Origin of the sequence: Micromonospora globbae (assembly GCF_036184225.1) — a bacterium.
Classification (GTDB): Bacteria; Actinomycetota; Actinomycetes; order Mycobacteriales; family Micromonosporaceae; genus Micromonospora; species Micromonospora globbae.
On sequence record NZ_CP108084.1, the window covers coordinates 2,810,975 to 2,832,579 of the forward strand.

The window sequence follows — 21,605 nt, forward strand, 5'->3', positions numbered from 1 at the left end:
GAGGACCGGTGCGGTCACGCCGGTGCCTGGAGGCGTGACCGAGCCGGTTCCAGGCGGTTGACGACCGTGCTCGTCAGACCAGTTCGGCCAGCTCGATCTCGTCGCCGACGGCCTCACCTTGCTGGCCACCCTTGCGGCGACCGGCCCCCGCAGTACCCAATCGGAACGGTGATCCGAGGTCACGCCCCGGAGCCGACGATCGCTACTCGAAGCTGAGGTGGCTGCTGCGGCGCGGCATCAGCAACAGCGCGCCCAACACGAGGACCGCCAGGACGGCAAGCGTGATGAAGACATGGTGGGTCGCGTCGTACAGCGCCGCGCGGACGTACGCGGCGGCTTCCGGCGGGACAGACCCGCTCTGCCCGCCGAGCACGAGACTCGTGGTGTCCAGGTACTCGGGTACCGCGTGGGCCTGCGCGGGCGCGTGGGGGGTGAGACGGCTGGCGAGGGTGGCGTTGGCGATCGCGCCGCAGACGCCGGCGCCGACCGCCCCGCCGAGTGACCGGCTGAACATGTTCGCCCCGGTGACCACCCCACGGCGATCCCATCCGACCACCGACTGCACGGAGACCAGGATGGGGCTGGTGGTCAGGCCAAGTCCGACGCCGATGACGAAGGCCGCGCCGGCGACCGCCCACACCGCCGAGTCCGGCCGGAGCAGCGTGGTCAGCGCCGTACCGCTGATCACGACGACGCTACCGATCAGGGCGGTGTCGCGAAATCCGATCCGGAGGTAGATCCGCCCCGAGGTGCCGGCGGCCAGCGGCCAGCCGATGGCCATCGCCGCAAGGGCGAATCCGGCGACGAGCGCGTCGGTGCCGAGCACGCCCTCGGCATACGTGGGCAGGTAGGAGTTCAGCCCGGCGCTCAGCGCCCCGATGCACACCGCGGTGAGGCTGCCCCCGGCGAGCGCACGACGGCTGAACACCCACAGCGGCAGCACCGGGTCGGCGGCGCGGCGCTCTACGACGATGAACGCGCCGAGCGTGGCTGCGCCGACCACGAGGATCGTCAGGCTCTGGATCGATGTCCAGGGCCAGGCCACGCCACCCTGCAGCAGACCAAGGATGAGCAGGCCGAACCCGACGGTGAGCAGGCAGGCCCCGACGTAGTCCACTCGGTGCCTGCTGCGGGTTACCCGCTCGGAGAAGTGACGGGCGAGCATCCACGCCGCGACCGCACCGAGCGGCAGGTTGATGTAGAAGATCCACCGCCAGGACAGGTACTCGGACAGGACTCCGCCGAGCAGGGGTCCGAGCACCGCCGATGTTCCCCAGACAGCGGCGAGGTAGCCCTGCACCCGGGCACGCTCCGCCACGGTGTAGAGGTCACCGACGATGGTCATGCTGATCGGCTGCACCGCGCCTGCCCCGATCCCCTGCAGGGCGCGCGCGACGATCAGTGCGGGCATGCTCCAGGCGACACCGCACAGGATCGAGCCGAGCAGGAACAGTGCGATGCCGACGAACATCACCGGCTTGCGTCCCAGGGAGTCGGCGAACTTGCCGTAGATCGGTACCGTCACCGCCTGGGTGAGCAGGTAGATCGAGAACAGCCACGGGAACTGCGCGAACCCACCGACGTCGCGGACGATCGACGGCACCGCGGTGGCGATGATCGTGGAGTCCAGCGCGACCAGGCCCGTGCTGAGCATGACCGCGGCGAGCACGGGGCCACGCTCGGAGCGCAGCCCGACGCCCTTCGCGGTCGAACCGTCATCCGCGGGTTCCGTACCGCTGCCGGCCGCGGGTGTCGCCACCATGCAAGCTTCCCTCTCTGGGCGGTGCGCCGCCGAGTTCAACCAGCTCGGCGGCGCATCTCTCCCGTGCCCGGCGCGACTGTCCGCGGGTTGCGTCACTCGGCCCCGATCTTGAGGTCGTACACCTTGAGTGCGTTCTCGCGCATCAGCTTGGCCTCCGACTCCGGGCGCAGGTCCCAGGCGGCGATTTCGTCGCGGGCCCGGGCGTGCGGGATGACCGGGAAGTCGGTGCCGAACATGACCTTGTCCGCGCCCCAGCCGTTGATGTACTTCACCAGCTTCGGGTCGAGGTACTTGGGGGCGTACGCGTCGATGCCGATGTAGACGTTCGGGTGCTTGTAGGAGACCGCGATCATCTCCTCGGTCCACGGCCAGCCCACGTGGATGCCGATGATCTTCAGCTCCGGGAAGTGGCACGCGATGGTGTCGAGCAGGATGGGCCGGCCGACCGACGGCAGCGGGTGGTCGTGGCTGTAGCGCAGGCAGTGCCCCACCTGCATCTGCACGGGCACCCCGAGCTCGGCGCACTTGGCGTAGAAGGGGTAGTAGCGCGCGTGGTCGGGTGCGAGCTCGAACCAGTGGGGATAGATGTGCGCGCCCACCATGCCGTACTCCGTGACCATCCGCTCGAGTTCGCGCACTCCCTTCATGCCCTCGTAGGGATCGATGCCGACGAGCCCGCTGAAGCGGTCGGGGTGCGCCTGGACCAGGTCGACGATCGTCATCGGATCCAGCCGCCAGGACTCGGAGAGCCCGTCGCGCCCCATCTTGGGGGCGATCATCAGTGCGTGCTCGACGTTCGCGGCGTCGAGTGCGGCGAGGTGCTGCGCGATGGTGAGGCCGCCCAGCGTGGCTTCCGGGGCGTTGACCTTGCCGCCGAGGAACTGCCGGGACCAGGCGGGCCGCGAGGCGGCCACCTCGGGGGTGAACAGGTTGCAGACGATGTCGATGGCGGCGGTGCTCATGCGGGGGACTCCTGTCGCTGGCGTTCGTCGACGAACCGGCGGGGCTTCATCCGCTCGTCGGCGGGAAAGAGGGCGTCGAGGGTCGTGACCTCGACCATGGGGGTGACCCGGGTCGCGAGCTTGACGGCGGCCGACACCTGCTCGGTCACCCCCCGCTCGGTGGCCGGTGCCAGCGCCACCTGCACGACCAGTTCGTCGCCGGAGAGCGGGTCGGCCGGGTCGCTGCGGCGGACGACGGCGCGGTGGTCGACCACGCCGGACACGGCGGCCACGGTCGTCTCGATCACTGTCGTGTCCACGAGTTGGCCCTTGATCTTGAGTGAGCCGCCCGCGCGCCCGTGGTGCGCCACCACACGCCCACCGAGTCGGCCGCATCGGGGGCATGGGTCGTGGTCGACCTCGACGCGGTCGCCGAGCAGGTAGCGCACCAGGACGGTGCCGTGCCGGTCGAGGTGGGTCATGGTGAACGCGCCCGGGGTTCCGGGCGGCACGGGCCGGCCGCGGTCGTCGACCGCGTCGAGGTGCAGCAGCTCGGGGACGGGATTGTGGAACCCTGCGCCGGGCGCGCACTCGACGAGACCGTACTGCAGCTCGGAGGCGCCGAGGCTGTTGGAGACCATGACGTCCGGGGCTCCGACGCAGGCGAGCAGGTCCTTCAGCTGCGCCGCCATCGGTGCGGTGGTGGCCTCGCCGCTGAGGGCGAGCATGCGCACGTCCGGCAGGGTGCCGCCGCGGCGGGCGACCTCGTCCACGACACGGCGCACGTAGCTCGGCACGCCCCACAGCACCGTCGGTCGGGTCCTGACGAGAAGGCCCGCCACCTCACCCAGGCGCCGGGTGACACCGAACCAGGGGCTCACACCGCTCATCCCACACACGACGGTGGCGCCCAGGACCGCGGCGGCGTGATTCGCCCGGGTCCACGCCCCGTGTGGCTGCGGCGTGAGCGGGTAGAGGTTGGCGATCCGGTCGTCGCCACGCATCCCGCGGATCTCGGCCATGCGCACCTGCGCGGCCAGAATCGCGTGGAAGTCGTAGGCGGACTGGTAGATCGGCGCGGGCGCCGAGGTCGAACCAGACGTGTACGCGATGTCCCACAACTGCCGCTCGGGCGACCCGTCGGGCTGAAGGCGGAACCGCTGCGGAGCCGCCGTGAACATCGACTTGGTGGTCAACGGCAGCAGCGGGAGATCCTCGACGCCCCGCACCGCCCGGGGGTCGACCCCGTGCTCGGCCCACAGGTCTCGGTAGAACGGGTGATCTGCCGCCACCCGGCCGATGATGGTCCGCAGCGCGCGGTCCTGGACGTCGCGCAGCCGTGCGGGGTCGGCGCCCGGCCGTACGGCGTCGTCAGCGAGCGCCACCGGTCACGCTCCCCGCCAGTGCGTGCTCGGCGACGAACCGCGCGATCAGATCGGCGCAGACCTGCGGCTCGCGGACCGGGATCTGGCCCACGCAGTCGGGCACCACCTCGTACGGCAGTCCGAGCCGCTCGGCCGCGAGCCGGGTGCCCTCCTCCAGGAACTCACCGTCGGCGGCCACGCACAACACGGGGCAGGTGACGCCGGACAGCGGGGTGATGGGGTCGTACTCGAACGCCGCGTGGTAGGCCCAGTTGTACCGGTCGAGCGCACCGAGCATCGTCCACACCGCGCGCTGGCGTGTCTGCGGGTCGCACCCGCGCCACAGGCCCTGATACCGCTTCCACGCCGACAGGAGGTGAGTGGCCTCCTCCGTGACGGGCTCGTCGGGTGCCCAGTTTTGCCGGCGGTCCCGCTGCTGCTCAGGCGTGTAGGTCGCGATGCCGAGCAGCACCAGGCCGGACACGAGCTCGGGCGCCTGATGCGCGACCTCGATGGCGATGCTCGCGCCGGTGTGCGAGCCCACGAGCACCGCCGGTCCGTCGAGGGAGCGGAGCAGTTCGACAACCGGCTTGGCGTACCCCGGGATGTCCAGCCGGGCAGGCGGGGCGTCGGACATGCCGTAGCCCAGCGTGTCCGGCGCGAGGACCCGCGCCCAGGGGTCGAGCAGCGGCAGCACGTCGTCGTACACGAAGGAGGACAGCGGGCTCTCGTGCAGCAGCACGACGTGCGGACCGTGGTCACCGGCAACCCGGGCGTGGATCTGCCCGTAGGAGGTCTCGAGGTAGGTGCGGTACGGCATGGGGGTTCCCTACCTTTCCAGGAAAGGGGTACGGCGGCACGCGCCAGCGCCGTGCGAGGTGTGGCGCGGGCGGTTCGGGGATCGGGTCAGCCCGGCAGGTGACCGATGGCGCGGGAGGTCTCGTCCGCTCCGGAGCGGACGAGCACGCCGAGGCGCTCGATGTCGGCGGCTTCGAAGCGGCCGACCGGCCCGCAGACCGAGATCGAGCCGAGGACCACGCCATCCATGCCGAGAACGGCGGCGGCGACGCTCGCGGCGCCGGCGTCACGCTCGCCCGCGCTGAAGGCGTATCCCCGCTCGCGGATCTGGACGATCTCCTCGAGCAACTGGTGTCGGCTGGCTATCGTGGCCGGCGTCAGCACGTTGAGGTCGTGGGAGGCGAGGTACTCGTCGATCGCGGCGTCCGACATCGCGGCCAGGATGGCCTTTGAGGACGACCCGGCGTGCAGCGGGTACGGCACGCCCGTCGCCACCGACATCCGGATCTCCTGCGGCGAGAGCACCTGGTCGACGTAGATGCGGCTGTCGCCCTGCTTGAGGGAGAGCGTCGCGGTCTCCCGCGTCTCGCGTACCAGGCGTTCGAGGACCGGTCGCGCGGTCTGCTGGACGTTGGTCTGGCGCAGCGCGGCTAGTCCGACCGCGAGTGCGCCGGTCCCGAGCCGGTAGCACTTGGTGCTGTTGTCGAAGGCGAGGAAGCCGCCGGCCACCAGGCCCTTGAGCAGCCGGTGGGTGACCGCCTTGGGCTGGTCGACCTCGCGGGCCAGGGCCGAGACCCCGATGCCGTCGGCGCCGGCGGCCGACACGGCGTAGATCACCCTCAGCACCCGCTCGAGCCCCGAGGTCGGCTCACGCGTCGGCCGCGCCGACTGGACTTCCGCTAGCGCCATCACGTCCCCCGCTTGCTCTGGTCGCCGGACCAGAATACGAACCTACGCTGGCACACCTTCACCACGCCATGGGCGATCATGCCCATGATGGACAGGACGATGAGGACCGCGAACATGGCCTGGATGTCGAATCGGTAGTTGGCCTGCATCAACTGGTAGCCGAGACCTTCTTGGGCACCGATGTACTCGCCGACGATGGCGCCGAGGATAGCGAAGACCACGCCGCTCTGCAGGCCGGCGAAAATGTAGGGCAGCGCGCTGGGGAAGCGGACCATCCGGAAGACCTGAAAGCGGGTCGCGCCGAACGAGGTCAGCATTTCGATCTTGTCGTTGTCCGCGGACTTCAGGCCCGCGATCACGTTGATGAGGATCGGGAAGAAGGCAATGATCGTCGCCATCACGATCTTCGAGGTCATCCCGAAGCCGAACCAGACGACGAACATCGGGGCCAGGGCGACCTTCGGCACCGACTGGAACGCCACGATGTAGGGCAGCACCGTGCGCTCGACCACGGTGATCTGGGCGACGAAGGTACCGATCAGCACGGCGAGCACGGTGGCGAGCACGAATCCGGCGCCGGCTTCCTGCAGCGTGACCCAGAAGTTGTGCCAGAACGCGGCCTGGCCGAGCTGGTCGACGAAGACCTGGAAGATCTGGCTGGGTGTGGGGAGCACGAAGTCGTCGACGCCGAGCCAGCCCGGGATGAACTCCCACGCGGTCATCACGACGACGAACACGATCGGCACCAGGGCGATCTCGGGGCGCTCGTGCAGGTCGGGCACCAGGCTGCGGCGTCGCTGCGGGGTGGGTGTCTCGGGTTCTTTCCTGCTGGCCGGTGCGACTGTCTGGGTGGTCATGGTTGTCCGTCCTCAGTCGATGACGCCGGCGCTGTTGAAGTAGGCGCGGATCCGTTCGACGTACACTCCGGCGTCGTCGGAGGCCATCATCCGCAGCTCGCGCGGGCGTGGTAGGTCGATGGTGATGATCTCGGCGATCCGGCCCGGGCGCGGCGTCATGACGATGACCCGGTCTGAGAGGAACACCGCCTCGGGGATGGAGTGCGTGACGAGGATTGCGGTCTTGCGGCTCTCCTGCCAGATGCGCAGCAGCTCCAGGTTCATGAACTCGCGTGTCATCGCGTCGAGCGCGCCGAACGGCTCGTCGAGCAGCAGTACGGCCGGGTCGTGGATGAGCGCGCGGCAGATCCCGGCGCGCTGTTGCATACCGCCGGAGAGCTCGCCGGGGTACTTGTTCTCGAAACCGCGGAGGCCGACCAGTTCCAGCAGCTCGCGAGCCCGCGCCTCATGCGTCTTGCGGTCCAGTTTCTGGATCTCGACCGGCACCATCACGTTTTCGAGGATCGTGCGCCAGGGTAGGAGCGTCGCCGCCTGGAACACCATGCCAACGCCCTTGTCGGGGCCGCTGACGCGCTTGCCGGCGATCCTGGTCTCCCCTCCGGTGTAGGGAATCAGGCCGGCCAGGATCTTCAACAGAGTGGTCTTGCCGCAGCCCGAGGGGCCGACGATGGAGATGAACTCGCCGCGCCGAGCCGCGAACGAGACGTCCGAGAGAGCGTGGGTCGGCGCGGACTTGCGCGGCCGGTAGACCTTGTCAAGGCCCCGGGCCTCGATCCAATGCGAGTCGAGGTCGCCGTCGAGGGCCGCGGGGACCACGGGGGCTGACGTCACGGCGGTGTCCTTCGGGTTGGGAGTCAGGATTCCGAGCGGTTCCGAGACGGTTCCGAAGCAGGTCCGGGTCGACCAAGGCGTTCACCTAGGCGGTACGACCGACCGCTTGCCGAAACGCTAGGAGCAGTCTCGGGCGCCGTCAATAGCCCCCACGAACCTTTCTCGAAGACGCCCGTTTTGGCTGCACACCGCCATATCCTGGCGCGCCACCAGCCAAAACCGATTCGGCGCTACCCCTTGACGGCCCTCGCTGCGCCTGTTTAGCGTCGGCCACCAACAGAGAAACGCTGTTTCTTCCAGCGGAACAGCCCTGGAACTGTTCCACTCCCCCGCCGCAGTCCAGGAGTCGCGATGCGCCTGCGAGGTTTCACCAACCCGCTCTCGCCCACGGGATCCGCCAGCCTCGTCGAACCACCCCCGCACCACATCGGTTCAGACGCCATCCGCGTCTTGTTCCGCGCCGGCGCCGACCTGGCCCGACGCTACCTACCCGAGCCGCTCGAGCCGGTCGACGACGGCGTCGGCTTCGCGTTCGTGGCCGACATGGTCAAGGTCAGCGACAGCGACCCCGACCAGGCGTTCACCGCGCCCCGACGCACCCAGTACGGCGAGGGCATCATCGGCTTCTACGCCACGCACCGCGGCGAGCCCGGCCGGTTCAGCGCCTTCATCTGGGTCACCGAGGACTGGTCGATGGGCTTCGGCACCGTGATGGGCTGGGGCAAGAAGATCGGCGAGGTCCGCCGAACCCACATCAACCCCTACAACCCGGCCATGGGCCCGATCGGGCCAGGCACGAAGTTGTCAGGCTCCGTCACCCGGCTCGGTGAGCCGGTGCTCGACCTGGGCATCGAGATCACAGAAGCGATCGAGGCATCCGCGATGCCGGCGTACGGAAACCGCGGCTTCCTGCTCTCGCACCAGCCGTCACCGTCGCCCACCATCCCGACACGCACCCGCCTGCTCGGCCTCCAACTCGCCAACGTCCGCACCGGCGAGGTGTTCCGGGGCAACCCCCACCTGAAGATCCACGACGCGGTGAACGAGGATCTCGCACCCCTGCGCGACGTGGAGCCGTTCGCGGCGTACGCCTTCAAGCAGGGCTGGACCACCGACACCACCGCCGAGGTGCTGCACGACTACACACCCGAGCAGCCCGCCGAGAGCCTCGACCGCCGCGCGAGCACCGGAGCGACGGCGTGAAGACCGTACGCGGCAAGCGCCCCGTCTATCTCGGCGACACGCACACCGACCGCCTCCTGGCAGCCATCGTCGTCCTCACCCAGGAGATCGGCGTGCTGCAGCGCCGCGTCGCCGCGCTCGAGGCCGCCACCGGCATCGAGGGCGAGGGCGCCGGCAGCACCTCCATCGCCATGAGCCGCCTCGTCGACGAGCTGACGGCCCGGACCGATCCGGCCAGCACGACACCGCAGGAGGGAACCTCATGACCAGCTTCCCCACCCTCGCCGACGGCCAGCTCGCACACGCCGTGCTCGCCACACCGACCGTGACCGAGGCCTACCGGCAACAAGAAATCTGGGATCTGAAGGCGCGGCTCGCATACGACGTCGCCGCTCGGATCCGCAAGCGGTACGAAACCGAAATCGCGCCGGCCTACGCCAGGAAACACGGCTGCGCCCCCACCAGCCGCCACGTGATCGGCGAGCTGATGGCCCAGGACCCGGCCACACAGATGTGGAGCGCGCTGCGCCGCAGCGGCCAGGAGCAGATGTGGGAGCTCGTCGCGCAGAGCACCGCCCGGCAGTTCACCCGGCTCACCGACACCGCCAGCGCCCTCCTCGACACCGTCGGGACGCTCGCCCTGGACCCTTCAGTCGAAATTCCGGCGTACCTGCAGACCGTCGACATCCACTGCATGCCGACCGGCTACTACCGCGAGACCGCGCCCGACGACCTCACCGCCGGCGCGCTCTACGACCGCGGTGTCTACATCTACGCCGCCGGCCAGCTCGGGGCCGCCAACGACGACAAGGGCCGCTCCGTCATCGAGCACTACCTCGACGTGAAGCACCCCAACCTGACGCCGTCGGCGATCCTCGACATGGGCTGCTCCGTCGGCCACAGCACCCTGCCCTACGTCGAGCGCTACCCCCAGGCCGACGTGCACGCCATCGACGTCGCCGCACCCATGCTGCGCTACGCCCACGCGCGCGCCGCATCGTTCGGCCTGCCCGTGCACTTCTCCCAGCGCAACGCCGAGGCGACCGGCTTCGCGGCCGAGAGCTTCGACCTCGTCGTCTCGCACATCCTGCTCCACGAGACCAGCACCAAGGCCGTCCAGAACATCCTGACCGAGAGCTTCCGGCTGCTCAAACCCGGCGGCTTGATGATCCACGCCGAGTACCCGCCGTTCAGCACCATGGACCCCTTCGCGCAGTTCCTCGTCGAGTGGGACACCACCAACAACAACGAGCCGTTCTGGAGCACCGTCCGGACGCTCGACCTCAAGGCCATGGCCGTCCGTGCCGGATTCGAGCCCGACAGGGTCAGCCGCGAGCTGATCGCCACCGGCCGCCGCCTGGTGACCGGTCAGTCCTCCGCGGGCCGCATCGGCCTGCTCGTCGCACGCCGCTAGCCGTCGCCCACCCCCCGAAGGCGACCGCCAGACCTCGAACCGCACCCCCGCCCCACGCAGCGCGTGGGCTCAACCGAAGGAGAACAATGACCCGCCGTCCCCTCGCGCTGGCCGCCGCCCTGTCGGCGCTGGCGCTGGTCACATCGGCCTGTGGTGGTGGCTCGAACACCACCACCACCGCCGATGGCCTCACCTCGGTCACCTACGTCACCACAGCCACCGTGCCGGGCTCGACACAGATCGCGCTCTACGCCGTCCCCAAGCAGATGGGCTACTTCAAAGACGAAGGGCTCAACGTCGACCTCAAGACCGCCAACGGCTCCTCCGCGGCCCTTCAAGTGATCGCCGCCGGCGACGCGCTGGCCACCAACGCCGAGGTCGCCTCCACCATGGCCGCCGCCGAGCAGGGCGTCCAGGTCAAGACCTTCGGCTCGATCAACACGTCCTTCCCCTGGAAGATCGGCATTCCGACCGGTTCGAGCATCGCCTCACCCGCAGACCTCAAGGGCAAGAAGATCGGCGTCATCTCCCTGGCCTCGGGCTCGAACCTGTTCACCCGCTCCTTCCTGAACGAAAACGGCATCGACCCGGACAAGGACGTCAAGATCCTCCCGGTCGGCCAGGGACAGCAGGCCAAGGCCGCCCTCGACAGCGGGCAGGTCGACGCGATCGCGCTCTACGCCGAACTGTTCGCCCAACTCGAGCAGACCGGCAGCACGTTCACCTACCTCGACAACCCGGCGCTCTTCGACGCCATGCCGAGCATCGCCTTCACCGCCAGCTCCCGCACCCTCGGCGGCAAGGACCGCGAGTTGCTGGTGAAGTACGCCCGCGCCGCCTACAAGGGCCTGATGTTCGCCCGCCTCAACCCCGACGCCGCGATCGACATGGGCCTGAAGACGTTCCCCGAACTCGCCGGCAGCAACGGTGACACCCCCGAACGTCGCAAGGAACTCGTCACCCTGCTCAAGGCCTGGATGTCCACCTCCACCCCGCAGACCGACGACCCCTCCAGCTGGCCCGCGTGGGGCGAGCTCACCGACGCGCAGCTCAAGAAGGCCGCCGAGTACGCCGTCTCCACCGGCCAGGTGAAGAAGGAACCGAACATCACCGACGTCTTCGACGGCTCGCTGATCAAGGACATCAACGACTTCGACCACGACGCCGTCATCAAGGCGGCACAGGAGCGCAAGACCGGCAGCTGACCCCACTGGTCACCGTGCGGCCCGGCGATCCCGGGCCGCACCCCCAGACCACACGAACGCGACCCACCCGCACGGACCAAGGAGCCCTGGTGAGTACCACCCCAGACGTCGGCCACCGCACCCGCTGGGACGTCATCGTCGTCGGAGCCGGAGCCGGCGGCATGTCCACCGCGATATTCGCCGCACGACGCGGCGCGCGCGTGCTGGTCGTCGACGCCGCTGCCGAAGAGGGTGGCGCCCTCCACATCGCCACCGGCCAACTCAGCGCCGCCGGCACCCGGCTGCAACGGTCCAAGGGCATCGAGGACACCCCCGAGGCGCACCTCGCCGACATCATGCGGATCAGCAGGAACACCGCCGACCGCGAACTGGCCTGGCTCGCCGTGTCCAACGCCGCCGCGACCGTCGACTGGCTGCTCGACGACCTCGGTATGCCCGTGCTGCCCGACCACCCGGTCCGCGGTCAGAACCACGAGCACTACAGCCAGGACCGCTACTACTGGGGACCCGACCTCGGTCGCTCCATTCTCACCGCCGTCCGCGCGCCGTTCCGCGAACTGATCGACAGCGGCGCCATCACCGCACTGTTCAACACCGAGGTCATCGGCCTGACCCAGGAGCCCGCCGCGACCGGCGGGCGCGTGACCGGCATCATCACCCGACCCACCGGCGCCACGACGGCCAACCACGACACCCACCGCGGCACCAACCTCGTGCTCGCCACCGGTGGCTACAACGCCGACCCCGCCCTGTTCGAGAAGATGAACGGCGTCCCCGCCTACGCCGACGCCTCCTACCGCTACGCCAAGGGCGCCGGACACCAGCTCGGTGTCGAGGCAGGCGGCTACACCCGCAACCACGACCTCTACCTGTGCTCGTTCGGGTCCGTCCTCGACCACGACGCCTTCCCCGCCCCGGTACTGTGCCGGCCCATCCACTGGCCCGAGATGCGCATGCCCTGGGAGATCTACGTCAACGTCGAGGGCCGCCGCTTCATCGCCGAGGACGAACCCAGCGTCGACGTGCGCGAACACGCGCTGCTGCGCCAGACCGACCTGCGCCGCTACATCGTGCTCGACGAACGGATGCTCCGCGAAGCCCCACCCATGATCCCCGACTGGACCGCCGACGACGTACGCGCCCGCGCCGGCCACCACCCCATGTTCCACGTCGCCGATGACCTCCGCACACTCGCCACATCCGCCGGGATCGACGCCGACAACCTCGTGGCCACCGTCGCGGAATACAACGCCTGCCTCGACGGCGACGACCCGCTCGGACGCACGTTCCGACCACTGCCGATCACCGAAGCGCCCTTCTACGCGATCCGCGTGCAGGGCATGTCGATCACCTCCACGGCCGGCCTCGCCGTGGACACCGACCTCCGCGTCATCCGCCCGGACGGCACGCCCATCCCCGGCCTCTACGCACTCGGCGAACTGCTCGGCTCAGGCGCCTTCATGGGCAACTCGTTCTGCGGCGGTATGCTCGCCACCCCCGCCCTGACCTTCGGCCGGCTGCTCGGCACCGGGATCCTCGCATGGTGACCGCGGCGGCCACCGGCCCGCTCGCCGGCACGCGGGTCATCGACCTGTCGACCATCCTGGCCGGCCCGCTCGCCTGCCAGATCCTCGGCGACTACGGCGCCGACGTCATCAAGGTCGAGCACCCCCTCAAGGGCGACGGCATGCGCGGCCATGGGCCCAGCAAGGACGGCGTCCCCCTGTGGTGGAAGGAAATCTCCCGCAACAAACGCACGATCGCCCTGAACATCAAGGATCCCGAGGGCGCCAAGGTCCTGCTCGACCTGATCGCGACCGCCGACGTGCTGGTCGAGAACTTCCGACCGGGCACGCTGGAGAAATGGGGTCTCGGGCCTTCCGTGCTGCACGCCCGCAACCCGCGCCTCGTCATCGCCCGCGTCACCGGCTTCGGGCAAACCGGCCCATACGCGCAGCGCGCCGGCTTCGGCACCCTGATCGAAGCGATGAGCGGCTTCGCGTACCTCACCGGCCCCGCCGACGGCCCACCGACACTCCCCGCGTTCGGTCTCGCCGACAGCATCTGCGGTGTCGCCACCACGTCCGCCATCACCATGGCGCTGCTGCACCGCGAGCGTACGGGCCAGGGACAGGTCATCGACATCGACCTGCTCAGCCCACTGACGACGGCGGTCGGACCCGGCCCCACGGCCTACCAGCAACTCGGCATCGTCGAAACCCGCCACGGCAACCGCTCGACCAACAACGCGCCGCGCAACACCTACCAAACCCGCGACGGCCACTGGGTCGCGGTGTCCTCCAGCGCGCAGTCGATCGCCGAACGGGTCATGCGCCTCGTCGGCCACCCGGAGTTGATCGACGAGCCGTGGTTCGCCTCCGGACGCGGACGCGCCGCGCACGCCGACGACATCGACGCCCACGTCGGCGGGTGGATCCGCGAGCGTGACCGCGACGAGGTGATACGCGCCTTCACCGACGCCGGCGCCGCCGTCGCGCCCGTCTACTCCGCACGCGACCTCGTCGAGGACGAGCACGTCCGCTCCACCGGCATGCTCACCGAGGTCGAGGACGACGATCTCGGCTCCGTGCTCATGCACAACGTGATGTGGCGGATGTCGGCCTCCCCCGGCTCCATCCGCTTCACCGGGCGCCGCCTCGGCGCCGACACCCAGGACGTTCTGGCCGACCTCGGCTACGACGCCGAACGCGTCGCGGACCTGCGGTCCCGGCAGGTGATCGCGTGAGTCGCCTGCACGACAGCCGTCACCACGAGCAAGGAGAACCCGTGCCCCACCCGGCCGCCACCGCCGACCCCCTGATCGCCGCGGTCAACGCGGGCGTCGAGATCTACGATCTCGCCCGCACCCTGCGCATCGGTATGCCGCAGTCGCCCAACCACCCGCCCTACTGGCACGCCCTGCCGCGCCGCCACGGCGACATGGTCCGCAGCGACGGTGGCTCAGCGGCCAACGACATGATCTCGATGGGCACGCACGTCGGCACCCACATCGACGCGCTGGCGCACGTCAGCCAAGACGGCCGCCTGGCCGACGGCACCGACGCCCGCGAGGCGTCAGTCGGCGGCCGTTTCGACCGGCTCGGCGCACACACCATCGAACCGATGGTGCGCCCCGGGGTGCTGCTCGACGTGGCGACCGCCCTCGGCTCACCACAAGGCCTCGACGGCGGATACGAGATCACCCCCGCGAACCTCGAGTTCACCGCCGAGGTACAGGGCACCCCGATCGAAGCCGGCGACGTCGTCCTGATCCGCAGCGGCTGGGGCCGGCACTTCGACGACCACGCGACCTACGTCGGCACCGAAACCGGCGTCCCCGGTGTGAGCGAAGACGGCGCGGTATGGCTGGCCGACCACCGGCCACACGCGGTAGGCGCCGACACCATCGCCTTCGAGCGCCTCAAGCCCGGCGCCGGCCACGGCCTGCTCCCGGCCCACCGCGTCCTGCTCGTCGAACGCGGTATCTACATCATCGAGACGATGGTCCTCGACGACCTCGCGGCCGCCGGCGTGCACCGATTCACCTTCGTGCTCTCGCCGTTGAAGCTCTACGGCGCCACCGGCTCGCCCGTGCGCCCGCTGGCGGTGGTCTCCCGTGGCTGAACACACCCTTTCTCGCCGCATCGCAGAACTCGCGGCCCAGACGCAGGTGGACCGCCTGCCGGCCGACGTAGTAGCCAGCACACGGCTGCGGATCCTCGACACGCTGGGCCTGGCCCTGCGTGCCCAACACCTCGACTCCAGCCGGGCAGTCATGGACTACGTGACCGACCAGGGCGGCCGGCCCGAGGCCACCGCGATCGGCGTGCAGGACCGCGTACCGGCGGCGCTCGCGGCGCTGGTCAACGGAACCCTCGCGCACTCCCTCGACTACGACGACACACATCTGCCGTCCGTCCTGCACCCCAGCGCTGGTGTCGTTCCGGCCGCGCTCGCCGCTGCCGAAAAAGTGGGTGCCTCCGGCGCCGACCTGGTCGCGGCAGTGGCCGTCGGGCTCGAGACCTGTGTGCGCATCGGCATGGCCGGCTACGACCAGGAATCCCGCAACTCCACCTTCTTCGAGCACGGCCAACACGCCACCTCGATCTGCGGCGCGCTCGGCGGCGCCGTCGCGGCCGCCATGCTGCACGGACTCGACGCCGACGGCATCCAGTCCTCGCTCGGCGTGGCCGCGTCGATGGCGTCCGGCATCATCGAGGCGAACCGCACCGGCGGCACGGTAAAGCGTCTGCACTGCGGCTGGGCCGCGCACAGCGCGGTCACCGCGGCCGACCTGACCCGACGCGGCATCACCGGCCCGCCGACGGCCCTCGAAGGCCGATTCGGCTTCTTCCAGGCATTCCTCCACGGCACGTTCGACGCCGACCAGGTCACCGCCGGGCTCGGCGAGAGATGGGCGGTGCCGGACATCTTCTTCAAGCCCTACCCAGCCAACCACTTCACCCACACCACCATCGACGCGGCAGCCGAACTGCGCCAGCGCGGCGTACGTCCCACCGACGTCGAGTCCATCGAGGTCCGCGTCCCGGGCCCGGTCATCCGCACCATCGGCGAACCGATCGACATCAAGCGTGCACCCCAGACCGGATACCAGGCGCAGTTCTCCGCACCGTACGCCGTGACCGTCGGCCTGTTCGGCGGCGGCGGCCTGGGCGCGGCCCTGGAGGACTACACCGACGAACTCGCGACCGACCCGGTCCGCCGCGAGCTGATGGCGAAGGTGAGCGTCGTCTCCGACCCCCGCTGCGACGCGATCTTTCCCTACCAGTTCCCCGCCGTCCTCACCGCGCGGCTCAGCGGCGGCCGTACCGAGACCGTCGAGGTCCTCACCAACCGCGGCGGAGACCAACGGCCCCTGACCGACGACGAGGTCGGACGCAAGTTCGCCGACAACGCCTCCGCGGTTCTCCCCGCCGCCGAGGTCGAGCGGCTGCGCACCACCGTCCTCACCCTCGACACGGTCGCCGACGTGCGCGCCCTCCTGCACCTGTGATCCCGGAAGGACGACAACCATGACGAACTACGACCTGATCATCCGCAACACCCGGGTCGTCTCGCACGACGCGCCTGAGCCCGTACCGGCCGACATCGGCGTGGTCGACGGCACCATCGTCGCCGTCGCCGAGGGCCTGGACACCAGCGGCGCCGCCCAGGTCGTCGACGGTGCGGGCAAGCTCGCCTTCCCCGGCGTCGTCGACGCCCACCAGCACTGGGGCATCTACAACCCGCTCGCGGTCGACACGCAGGCGGAAAGCCGCGCCGCGGCGCAGGGCGGGGTCACCACCGGCCTGAACTACATGCGCACCGGCCAGTACTACCTCAACAAGGGCGGCGCATACGCCGACTTCTTCCCCGAGGTGCTCGGCCTCTGCGAGGGCAACGCCTTCATCGACTACGCCTTCCACCTCGCGCCCATGAGCAAGGAACACATCGACGAGATTCCGACGCTGATCAACAAGCACGGCGTCACCTCGTTCAAGATCTTCATGTTCTACGGCAGCCACGGCCTCCACGGCCGCTCGTCAGACCAGTCCAAGTTCCTCATGACCCCCGAGGGCGAGCGCTACGACATCGCGCACTTCGAGTTCGTGATGCGCGGCATCCAGAAGGCCCGCCAGCAGTTCCCAGACAAGGCCGAGGCCATCTCGCTCAGCCTGCACTGCGAGACCGCCGAAATCATGGCGGCCTACACCAAGCTGGTCGAGGAGGAGAGCCAGCTCACCGGTCTCAAGGCCTACTCCGCCTCCCGCCCCCCGCACTCGGAGGGCCTGGCGATCACGATCGCGTCCTACCTCGCCCACGAAACCGGCCTGCCGAGAATCAACCTGCTGCACCTCAGCTCGGCCAAGGCCGTCGAGGCCGCGTTGCTGATGGCCAAGACATTCCCGCACATCGACTTCCGCCGCGAGGTCACCATCGGCCACCTGATCGCCGACATCCACACAGCGTCCGGCATCGGTGGCAAGGTGAACCCGCCGCTGCGCCCCCGCGAGGACGTCGAGGCGCTCTGGGGCCACCTGCTCGCCGGCGAACTCGACTGGGTCGTCTCCGACCACGCCTGCTGCCGGGACGAACAGAAGTTCGGCGACGACCGCGACGACGTCTTCCTCGCCAAGTCCGGCTTCGGCGGCGCCGAGTACCTCCTACCCGCCCTGGTCAGCGAGGGACGCAAGCGCGGCCTCGGCTGGGACCGCATCGCCGCCCTCACCTCGTGGAACCCCGCGCAGCGCTACGGCCTACCCACAAAGGGGGCGATCAAGGAGGGCCACGACGCCGACCTGTGCCTGTTCGACCCGGACCGCCTGTGGACCGTCAGGGCCGCCGACTCGCTCTCGGCCCAGGAATACACGCCGTTCGAGGGCTTCGAGCTGACCGGCGCCGTCACCGACACGTTCGTGCGCGGCATGCGAGTGCTCACCGACGGCGTCATCACCGGCGAGCCGCGCGGACGATACCTGCACCGCCCCACCGGCCGGGCCGGCGCGTGACCCCGACCGCCACCACGGACCCCGCCGGATCCCTCGACCTCGTCGCCCTCTACGTCCCCGGTGACCGACCAGCGCGCTACGACAAGGCACTGGCCGCGCCGGCGGACGTGGTGATCCTCGACCTCGAGGACGCCGTCCCAGCGACCGGCAAGGACGACGCGCGGGCGGCGGCGCGCGACTGGCTCAGCGCGCTCCACCCGACATCCCGCACCCGGGTGTCGGTGCGGATCAACGCGGTCGGCACCGCGGCAGGGGACGCCGACCTGGCGGCCCTGGCCTGCGTCACCGGGCTCCACTCGGTGCGCGTACCCAAGGTCGAGTCGCCGGCCGACGTCGCGCGGGTCGTCGCCGCGCTCGGGCCGGTCCCCGTGCACGCCCTGCTGGAATCGGCCGCCGGTGTCGAGGCCGCGGCGGCGATCGCCACCGCCCCGCAGGTCGCCGCGCTCGCACTCGGCGAGGCGGACCTCCGCAGCGATCTCGGCGTCACCGCCGACGCCGGCCTCGCCTGGTCCCGCTCGCGGGTGGTGGTCGCCGCCCGAGCCGCCGGCCTACCCGCACCGATGATGTCGGCCTGGACCGACCTCGCCGACACCGACGGGCTGGTCGCCTCCTGCCGCACCGGCCGGGCAATGGGCTTCCTCGGCCGTACCGCGATCCACCCGAAGCAGATCGAGCCGATCCTCTCGGGCTTCGCGCCGAGCACCGAAGAGGTCGCCGCCGCCGAGGAACTGCTCGACAGCCTCGCCACCGCCGAGGCCAGCGGCCGCGCCGTCGCGGTCACCACGACCGGCCGAATGGTCGACCCCGCCATGATCCGCGGCGCCCAGCGCACCCTCGCCGTCCACACCCACGTCCGCCAGCGCCTCGGTAACCCGTCCTGACCACCCTCACCCAGACCGGGAGTCGCCCCACCATGACCATCGTCTCGCACTGGATCTCCGGCGCCGAGCGGCCGGCCACCGGCCGCACCGCCCCGGTGACCAATCCGGCCACCGGCGCCGAGACCGCTCGGGTCGCCCTGGCCGACCGCGCCGTGGTCGACGACGCCGTAAGGGCCGCGACAACCGCATTCCCCGGCTGGGCCGACACCTCGCTCGCCCGCCGCACGGCGGTGCTGTTCCGGTTCCGCGAACTCCTCAACGCGCGCTCGGACGAACTGGCCGCCATCATCACCGCCGAGCACGGCAAGGTCCTCGACGATGCCCGCGGCGAGGTCGCCCGCGGACGGGAGGTCGTCGAGTTCGCCTGCGGCATGCCACACCTGCTCAAGGGCGGATTCACCGAGAACGCCTCAACCGCAGTCGACGTGCACTCGCTGCGACAGCCGGTCGGCCCGGTGGTGATCATCAGCCCGTTCAACTTCCCGGCGATGGTCCCCCTGTGGTTCTTCCCGATCGCGATCGCGGCCGGAAACACCGTCGTACTCAAGCCCAGCGAGAAGGTGCCCTCCGCCGCCCTGTGGCTGGCCCGGCTCTGGAAGGAGGCCGGGCTGCCCGACGGCGTCTTCAACGTCGTCAACGGCGACAAGGAAGCCGTCGACGCCCTGCTCGCGCACCCCGATGTGGCAGCCGTGTCGTTCGTCGGCTCCACCCCAGTGGCGACGTACGTCCACGAAACCGCCAGCCGCCACGGCAAACGGGTCCAGGCCCTCGGTGGCGCCAAGAACCACATGCTGGTGCTGCCCGACGCCGACCTCGACCACGCCGCCGACCAGGCCGTCAACGCGGGGTTCGGCTCAGCCGGCCAGCGCTGCATGGCGATCTCGGTGGTCGTCGCCGTCGGCGACGTGGCCGACCCGTTGGTCGAGCGGATCGCCGAGCGGGCACGCAAGCTGCGCACCGGAGACGGACGACGCGGCTGCGACATGGGTCCGCTGGTCTCGGCCGCCTCGCGGGACCGGGTGGCGGCGTACGTCGCCGCCGGGGCGGCAGCCGGCGCGCGCGTGGTCGTCGACGGGCGCAACGACACCTACGACGCCGACGGGGAAGGCTTCTTCGTCGGCCCGACCCTGCTCGACAACGTCGAGCCCGGCATGTCCGTCTACACCGACGAGATCTTCGGCCCGGTGCTCTCGGTCGTCCGGGTGGCCTCGTACGAGGAGGGCGTCGCGCTGATCAACGCCAACCCCTATGGCAACGGCACCGCGATCTTCACCGGCGACGGCGGCACAGCCCGGCGGTTCTGCCGGGAGGTACAGGTCGGCATGGTGGGAGTCAACGTCCCGGTCCCGGTACCGATGGCCTACTACTCGTTCGGCGGCTGGAAGGCCTCGCTCTTCGGCGACGTGCACGCGCATGGCACTGAGGGCGTACATTTCTTCACCCGCGCCAAGGTCGTCACCACACGCTGGACGGAGAATCGCCGCGGCCTCGAACTGGCCTTCCCGGTCACCACCTGAGTCCTACTGGCCGGATCGATGGTGTCCCGCGCCGGATCGCCCAGGTTCCGAACGCCCCCGGTTGGACCGGCGGCCAGATCACAGGATACGGGTCAGCTCGTACGCTGCGGCGAACTCCCTGTCGGCGCGCGGTGGCGGCAACCGCACGACGTTTCGGGCCTCGCGGTCGCGGCGTTCGCCGCCCAGCCCCAGCCAGGCACGCTGGAGTGTCGGGTGATCGGCGAAGGGAACGACCGCATCGACTGCTAGCTGAAACGCGACGACCCTCAGCTCCCGCAACTGCGGCGCGGCGGCGAGACCCCGCAGGGACGCCGAGTGCCGGAGACGATGCATGTCGACGCAGTCGACGCGCGACAGCATGGTGCTGGACCGGAAGTCGGGAAGCCGTTCGACGGTCAGCGCCTCCAGCCACAGCCACCGCAGCGCCGGCAGGCGCGTCACCGGGCCGAGGTCGTTGAGCGCGCCCACCCGGCGCAGGGCCAGGTAGCGGAGCGCAGGGATCTGGGCGAGCCACTCGCTGTCGGCCAGCGAGCCGAGGGTCAACGCCAGGGACCGAAGGTCAGGCAGGACGACCACGGGCAGGACGCGGTCGACGGGAAGGCGCCACAGCGACAGTTCCCGCAGTCCCGGGTTGGCGTGCAGCAGCTCGGCCAGGCCCCGCCGGTGAGCCACGACCCTGAGCCGGCGAAGGCGCCGAAAGCCGGCAAGAGGGGCGAGGTCGAGAGGCTTGCGTGTCTCGCCGATGTCGAGTGACTCGACATCCGCGCTCAACTGATCCAACGGAGCCAGATCAGCCAGATGATGCAGGCCCGCGACGCTGAACCGCCGCACGTGCGGAAACCAGCGCAGGAACCGGAGCGTCGCAAGCCCGTGATCGAACCCGTAGACCCGCAACGGAACCCTCGGATGCTCCGCCAACAGCCCGGCCAGCGACCGGTACTCCGCGCCGGTCAGCGGCTCACTGAACTGCACGACGTTCGCGTCGCCCAGCCAGACCCGCAGCTGCCCGACGTCGACGGGGCGACGCACCTCCACCACACCGCCCACCACGGTTGATCCCACTGCCGCCCCTCATCTGGAAAGGCATCGCTCGAACGCGACTCTGAGTGACCATATGACGATGTCGACGAGGGCGCGTACACAGGTAGGCTCACATCAATGTGGTCGCGTTAAGGCACCATCAGCGCGCGAGATGGTCGACTGCTGTTCGCCCGTTTGGCTGTCCGCTTGGCCGCTCACCTAGTTCCGGTGCGGAGGCAGCCCAATGCTCAAGTCACGGCGAGCACCCTTCTCGGCTCCGTTCGGTCGGCGCGGTTTTGCTGCCGTACTGCTGGCACCAGATCAGCCGCTCGACGCGCACTTTGGAGAATGCTCACTGGGTCCAGTGAGCACCGCAGAGCTGCGGCCGGAATCGACGGCAGTCCCTCGGCCGCGC

At 70.0% G+C, this 21,605-nt stretch carries 19 protein-coding genes; 11 read left to right on the forward strand and 8 right to left on the reverse strand.

All coding sequences use genetic code 11. From position 1 onward, the window contains the following. Nucleotides 1–202: 202 nt before the first annotated feature. From OG994_RS12335 to OG994_RS12365, 7 genes are all read right to left on the reverse strand, one after another. Nucleotides 203–1,858, reverse strand: a complete 1,656-nt coding sequence (locus OG994_RS12335; protein ID WP_328853310.1) for an MDR family MFS transporter — start codon at nt 1,856–1,858, stop codon at nt 203–205. Further along, entirely contained in the window at nt 1,855–2,724 is an 870-nt protein-coding gene (locus OG994_RS12340; RefSeq protein ID WP_328853311.1) for an amidohydrolase family protein, read from the reverse strand. The genes OG994_RS12335 and OG994_RS12340 overlap by 4 nt, the downstream gene beginning before the upstream one ends. Beyond that, on the reverse strand, nt 2,721–4,088 hold the full coding sequence (locus OG994_RS12345; RefSeq protein WP_328853312.1) for a phenylacetate--CoA ligase family protein: 1,368 nt from the start codon (nt 4,086–4,088) through the stop codon (nt 2,721–2,723). The genes OG994_RS12340 and OG994_RS12345 overlap by 4 nt, the downstream gene beginning before the upstream one ends. Next, nucleotides 4,075–4,887: an alpha/beta fold hydrolase gene (locus tag OG994_RS12350; RefSeq protein WP_328853313.1), complete on the reverse strand. Its 813-nt coding sequence runs from the start codon at nt 4,885–4,887 to the stop codon at nt 4,075–4,077. The genes OG994_RS12345 and OG994_RS12350 overlap by 14 nt, the downstream gene beginning before the upstream one ends. An 86-nt stretch (nt 4,888–4,973) precedes the next feature. Next, entirely contained in the window at nt 4,974–5,810 is an 837-nt protein-coding gene (locus OG994_RS12355) for an IclR family transcriptional regulator (RefSeq protein ID WP_407942605.1), read from the reverse strand. Next, a complete protein-coding gene (locus OG994_RS12360; protein ID WP_328853315.1) occupies nt 5,774–6,631 on the reverse strand; it encodes an ABC transporter permease in 858 nt (285 codons plus the stop codon). The genes OG994_RS12355 and OG994_RS12360 overlap by 37 nt, the downstream gene beginning before the upstream one ends. A gap of 12 nt (nt 6,632–6,643) precedes the next feature. After that, a complete protein-coding gene (locus OG994_RS12365; protein ID WP_328853316.1) occupies nt 6,644–7,462 on the reverse strand; it encodes an ABC transporter ATP-binding protein in 819 nt (272 codons plus the stop codon). A 351-nt stretch (nt 7,463–7,813) separates the two neighbouring features. On the opposite strand from OG994_RS12365, the gene OG994_RS12370 reads away from it, so the two are divergent. From OG994_RS12370 to OG994_RS12420, 11 genes are all read left to right on the forward strand, one after another. Next, on the forward strand, nt 7,814–8,665 hold the full coding sequence (locus OG994_RS12370) for an acetoacetate decarboxylase family protein (RefSeq protein ID WP_328853317.1): 852 nt from the start codon (nt 7,814–7,816) through the stop codon (nt 8,663–8,665). Continuing rightward, complete coding sequence (locus tag OG994_RS12375; RefSeq protein ID WP_328853318.1) at nt 8,662–8,910, forward strand: hypothetical protein; 249 nt, start codon at nt 8,662–8,664, stop codon at nt 8,908–8,910. Before OG994_RS12370 ends, OG994_RS12375 begins: the two co-directional genes overlap by 4 nt. Further along, nucleotides 8,907–10,058 (forward strand): class I SAM-dependent methyltransferase, encoded by a 1,152-nt coding sequence (locus tag OG994_RS12380; RefSeq protein WP_328853319.1) that lies wholly within the window; start codon nt 8,907–8,909, stop codon nt 10,056–10,058. Before OG994_RS12375 ends, OG994_RS12380 begins: the two co-directional genes overlap by 4 nt. An 86-nt stretch (nt 10,059–10,144) precedes the next feature. Further along, nucleotides 10,145–11,263 (forward strand): ABC transporter substrate-binding protein, encoded by a 1,119-nt coding sequence (locus OG994_RS12385; RefSeq protein ID WP_328853320.1) that lies wholly within the window; start codon nt 10,145–10,147, stop codon nt 11,261–11,263. Between the two features lie 89 nt (nt 11,264–11,352). Continuing rightward, nucleotides 11,353–12,810: an FAD-dependent oxidoreductase gene (locus OG994_RS12390; protein ID WP_328853321.1), complete on the forward strand. Its 1,458-nt coding sequence runs from the start codon at nt 11,353–11,355 to the stop codon at nt 12,808–12,810. Beyond that, nucleotides 12,804–14,009, forward strand: a complete 1,206-nt coding sequence (locus tag OG994_RS12395; protein ID WP_328853322.1) for a CaiB/BaiF CoA transferase family protein — start codon at nt 12,804–12,806, stop codon at nt 14,007–14,009. Before OG994_RS12390 ends, OG994_RS12395 begins: the two co-directional genes overlap by 7 nt. A gap of 41 nt (nt 14,010–14,050) precedes the next feature. Then, on the forward strand, nt 14,051–14,887 hold the full coding sequence (locus tag OG994_RS12400) for a cyclase family protein (RefSeq protein ID WP_328853323.1): 837 nt from the start codon (nt 14,051–14,053) through the stop codon (nt 14,885–14,887). Beyond that, a complete protein-coding gene (locus tag OG994_RS12405) occupies nt 14,880–16,277 on the forward strand; it encodes an MmgE/PrpD family protein (RefSeq protein ID WP_328853324.1) in 1,398 nt (465 codons plus the stop codon). The genes OG994_RS12400 and OG994_RS12405 overlap by 8 nt, the downstream gene beginning before the upstream one ends. 19 nt (nt 16,278–16,296) lie before the next feature. After that, nucleotides 16,297–17,772, forward strand: coding sequence for a dihydroorotase (locus tag OG994_RS12410; protein ID WP_328853325.1), 1,476 nt, complete (start codon nt 16,297–16,299; stop codon nt 17,770–17,772). Continuing rightward, a complete protein-coding gene (locus OG994_RS12415; RefSeq protein ID WP_328853326.1) occupies nt 17,769–18,653 on the forward strand; it encodes an HpcH/HpaI aldolase/citrate lyase family protein in 885 nt (294 codons plus the stop codon). Before OG994_RS12410 ends, OG994_RS12415 begins: the two co-directional genes overlap by 4 nt. A 32-nt stretch (nt 18,654–18,685) precedes the next feature. Then, nucleotides 18,686–20,170: a CoA-acylating methylmalonate-semialdehyde dehydrogenase gene (locus OG994_RS12420; protein WP_328853327.1), complete on the forward strand. Its 1,485-nt coding sequence runs from the start codon at nt 18,686–18,688 to the stop codon at nt 20,168–20,170. 78 nt (nt 20,171–20,248) lie between these two features. On the opposite strand, the gene OG994_RS12425 is transcribed toward OG994_RS12420, so the two are convergent. Next, nucleotides 20,249–21,220 (reverse strand): leucine-rich repeat domain-containing protein, encoded by a 972-nt coding sequence (locus OG994_RS12425; RefSeq protein WP_328853328.1) that lies wholly within the window; start codon nt 21,218–21,220, stop codon nt 20,249–20,251. Nucleotides 21,221–21,605 lie beyond the last annotated feature (385 nt).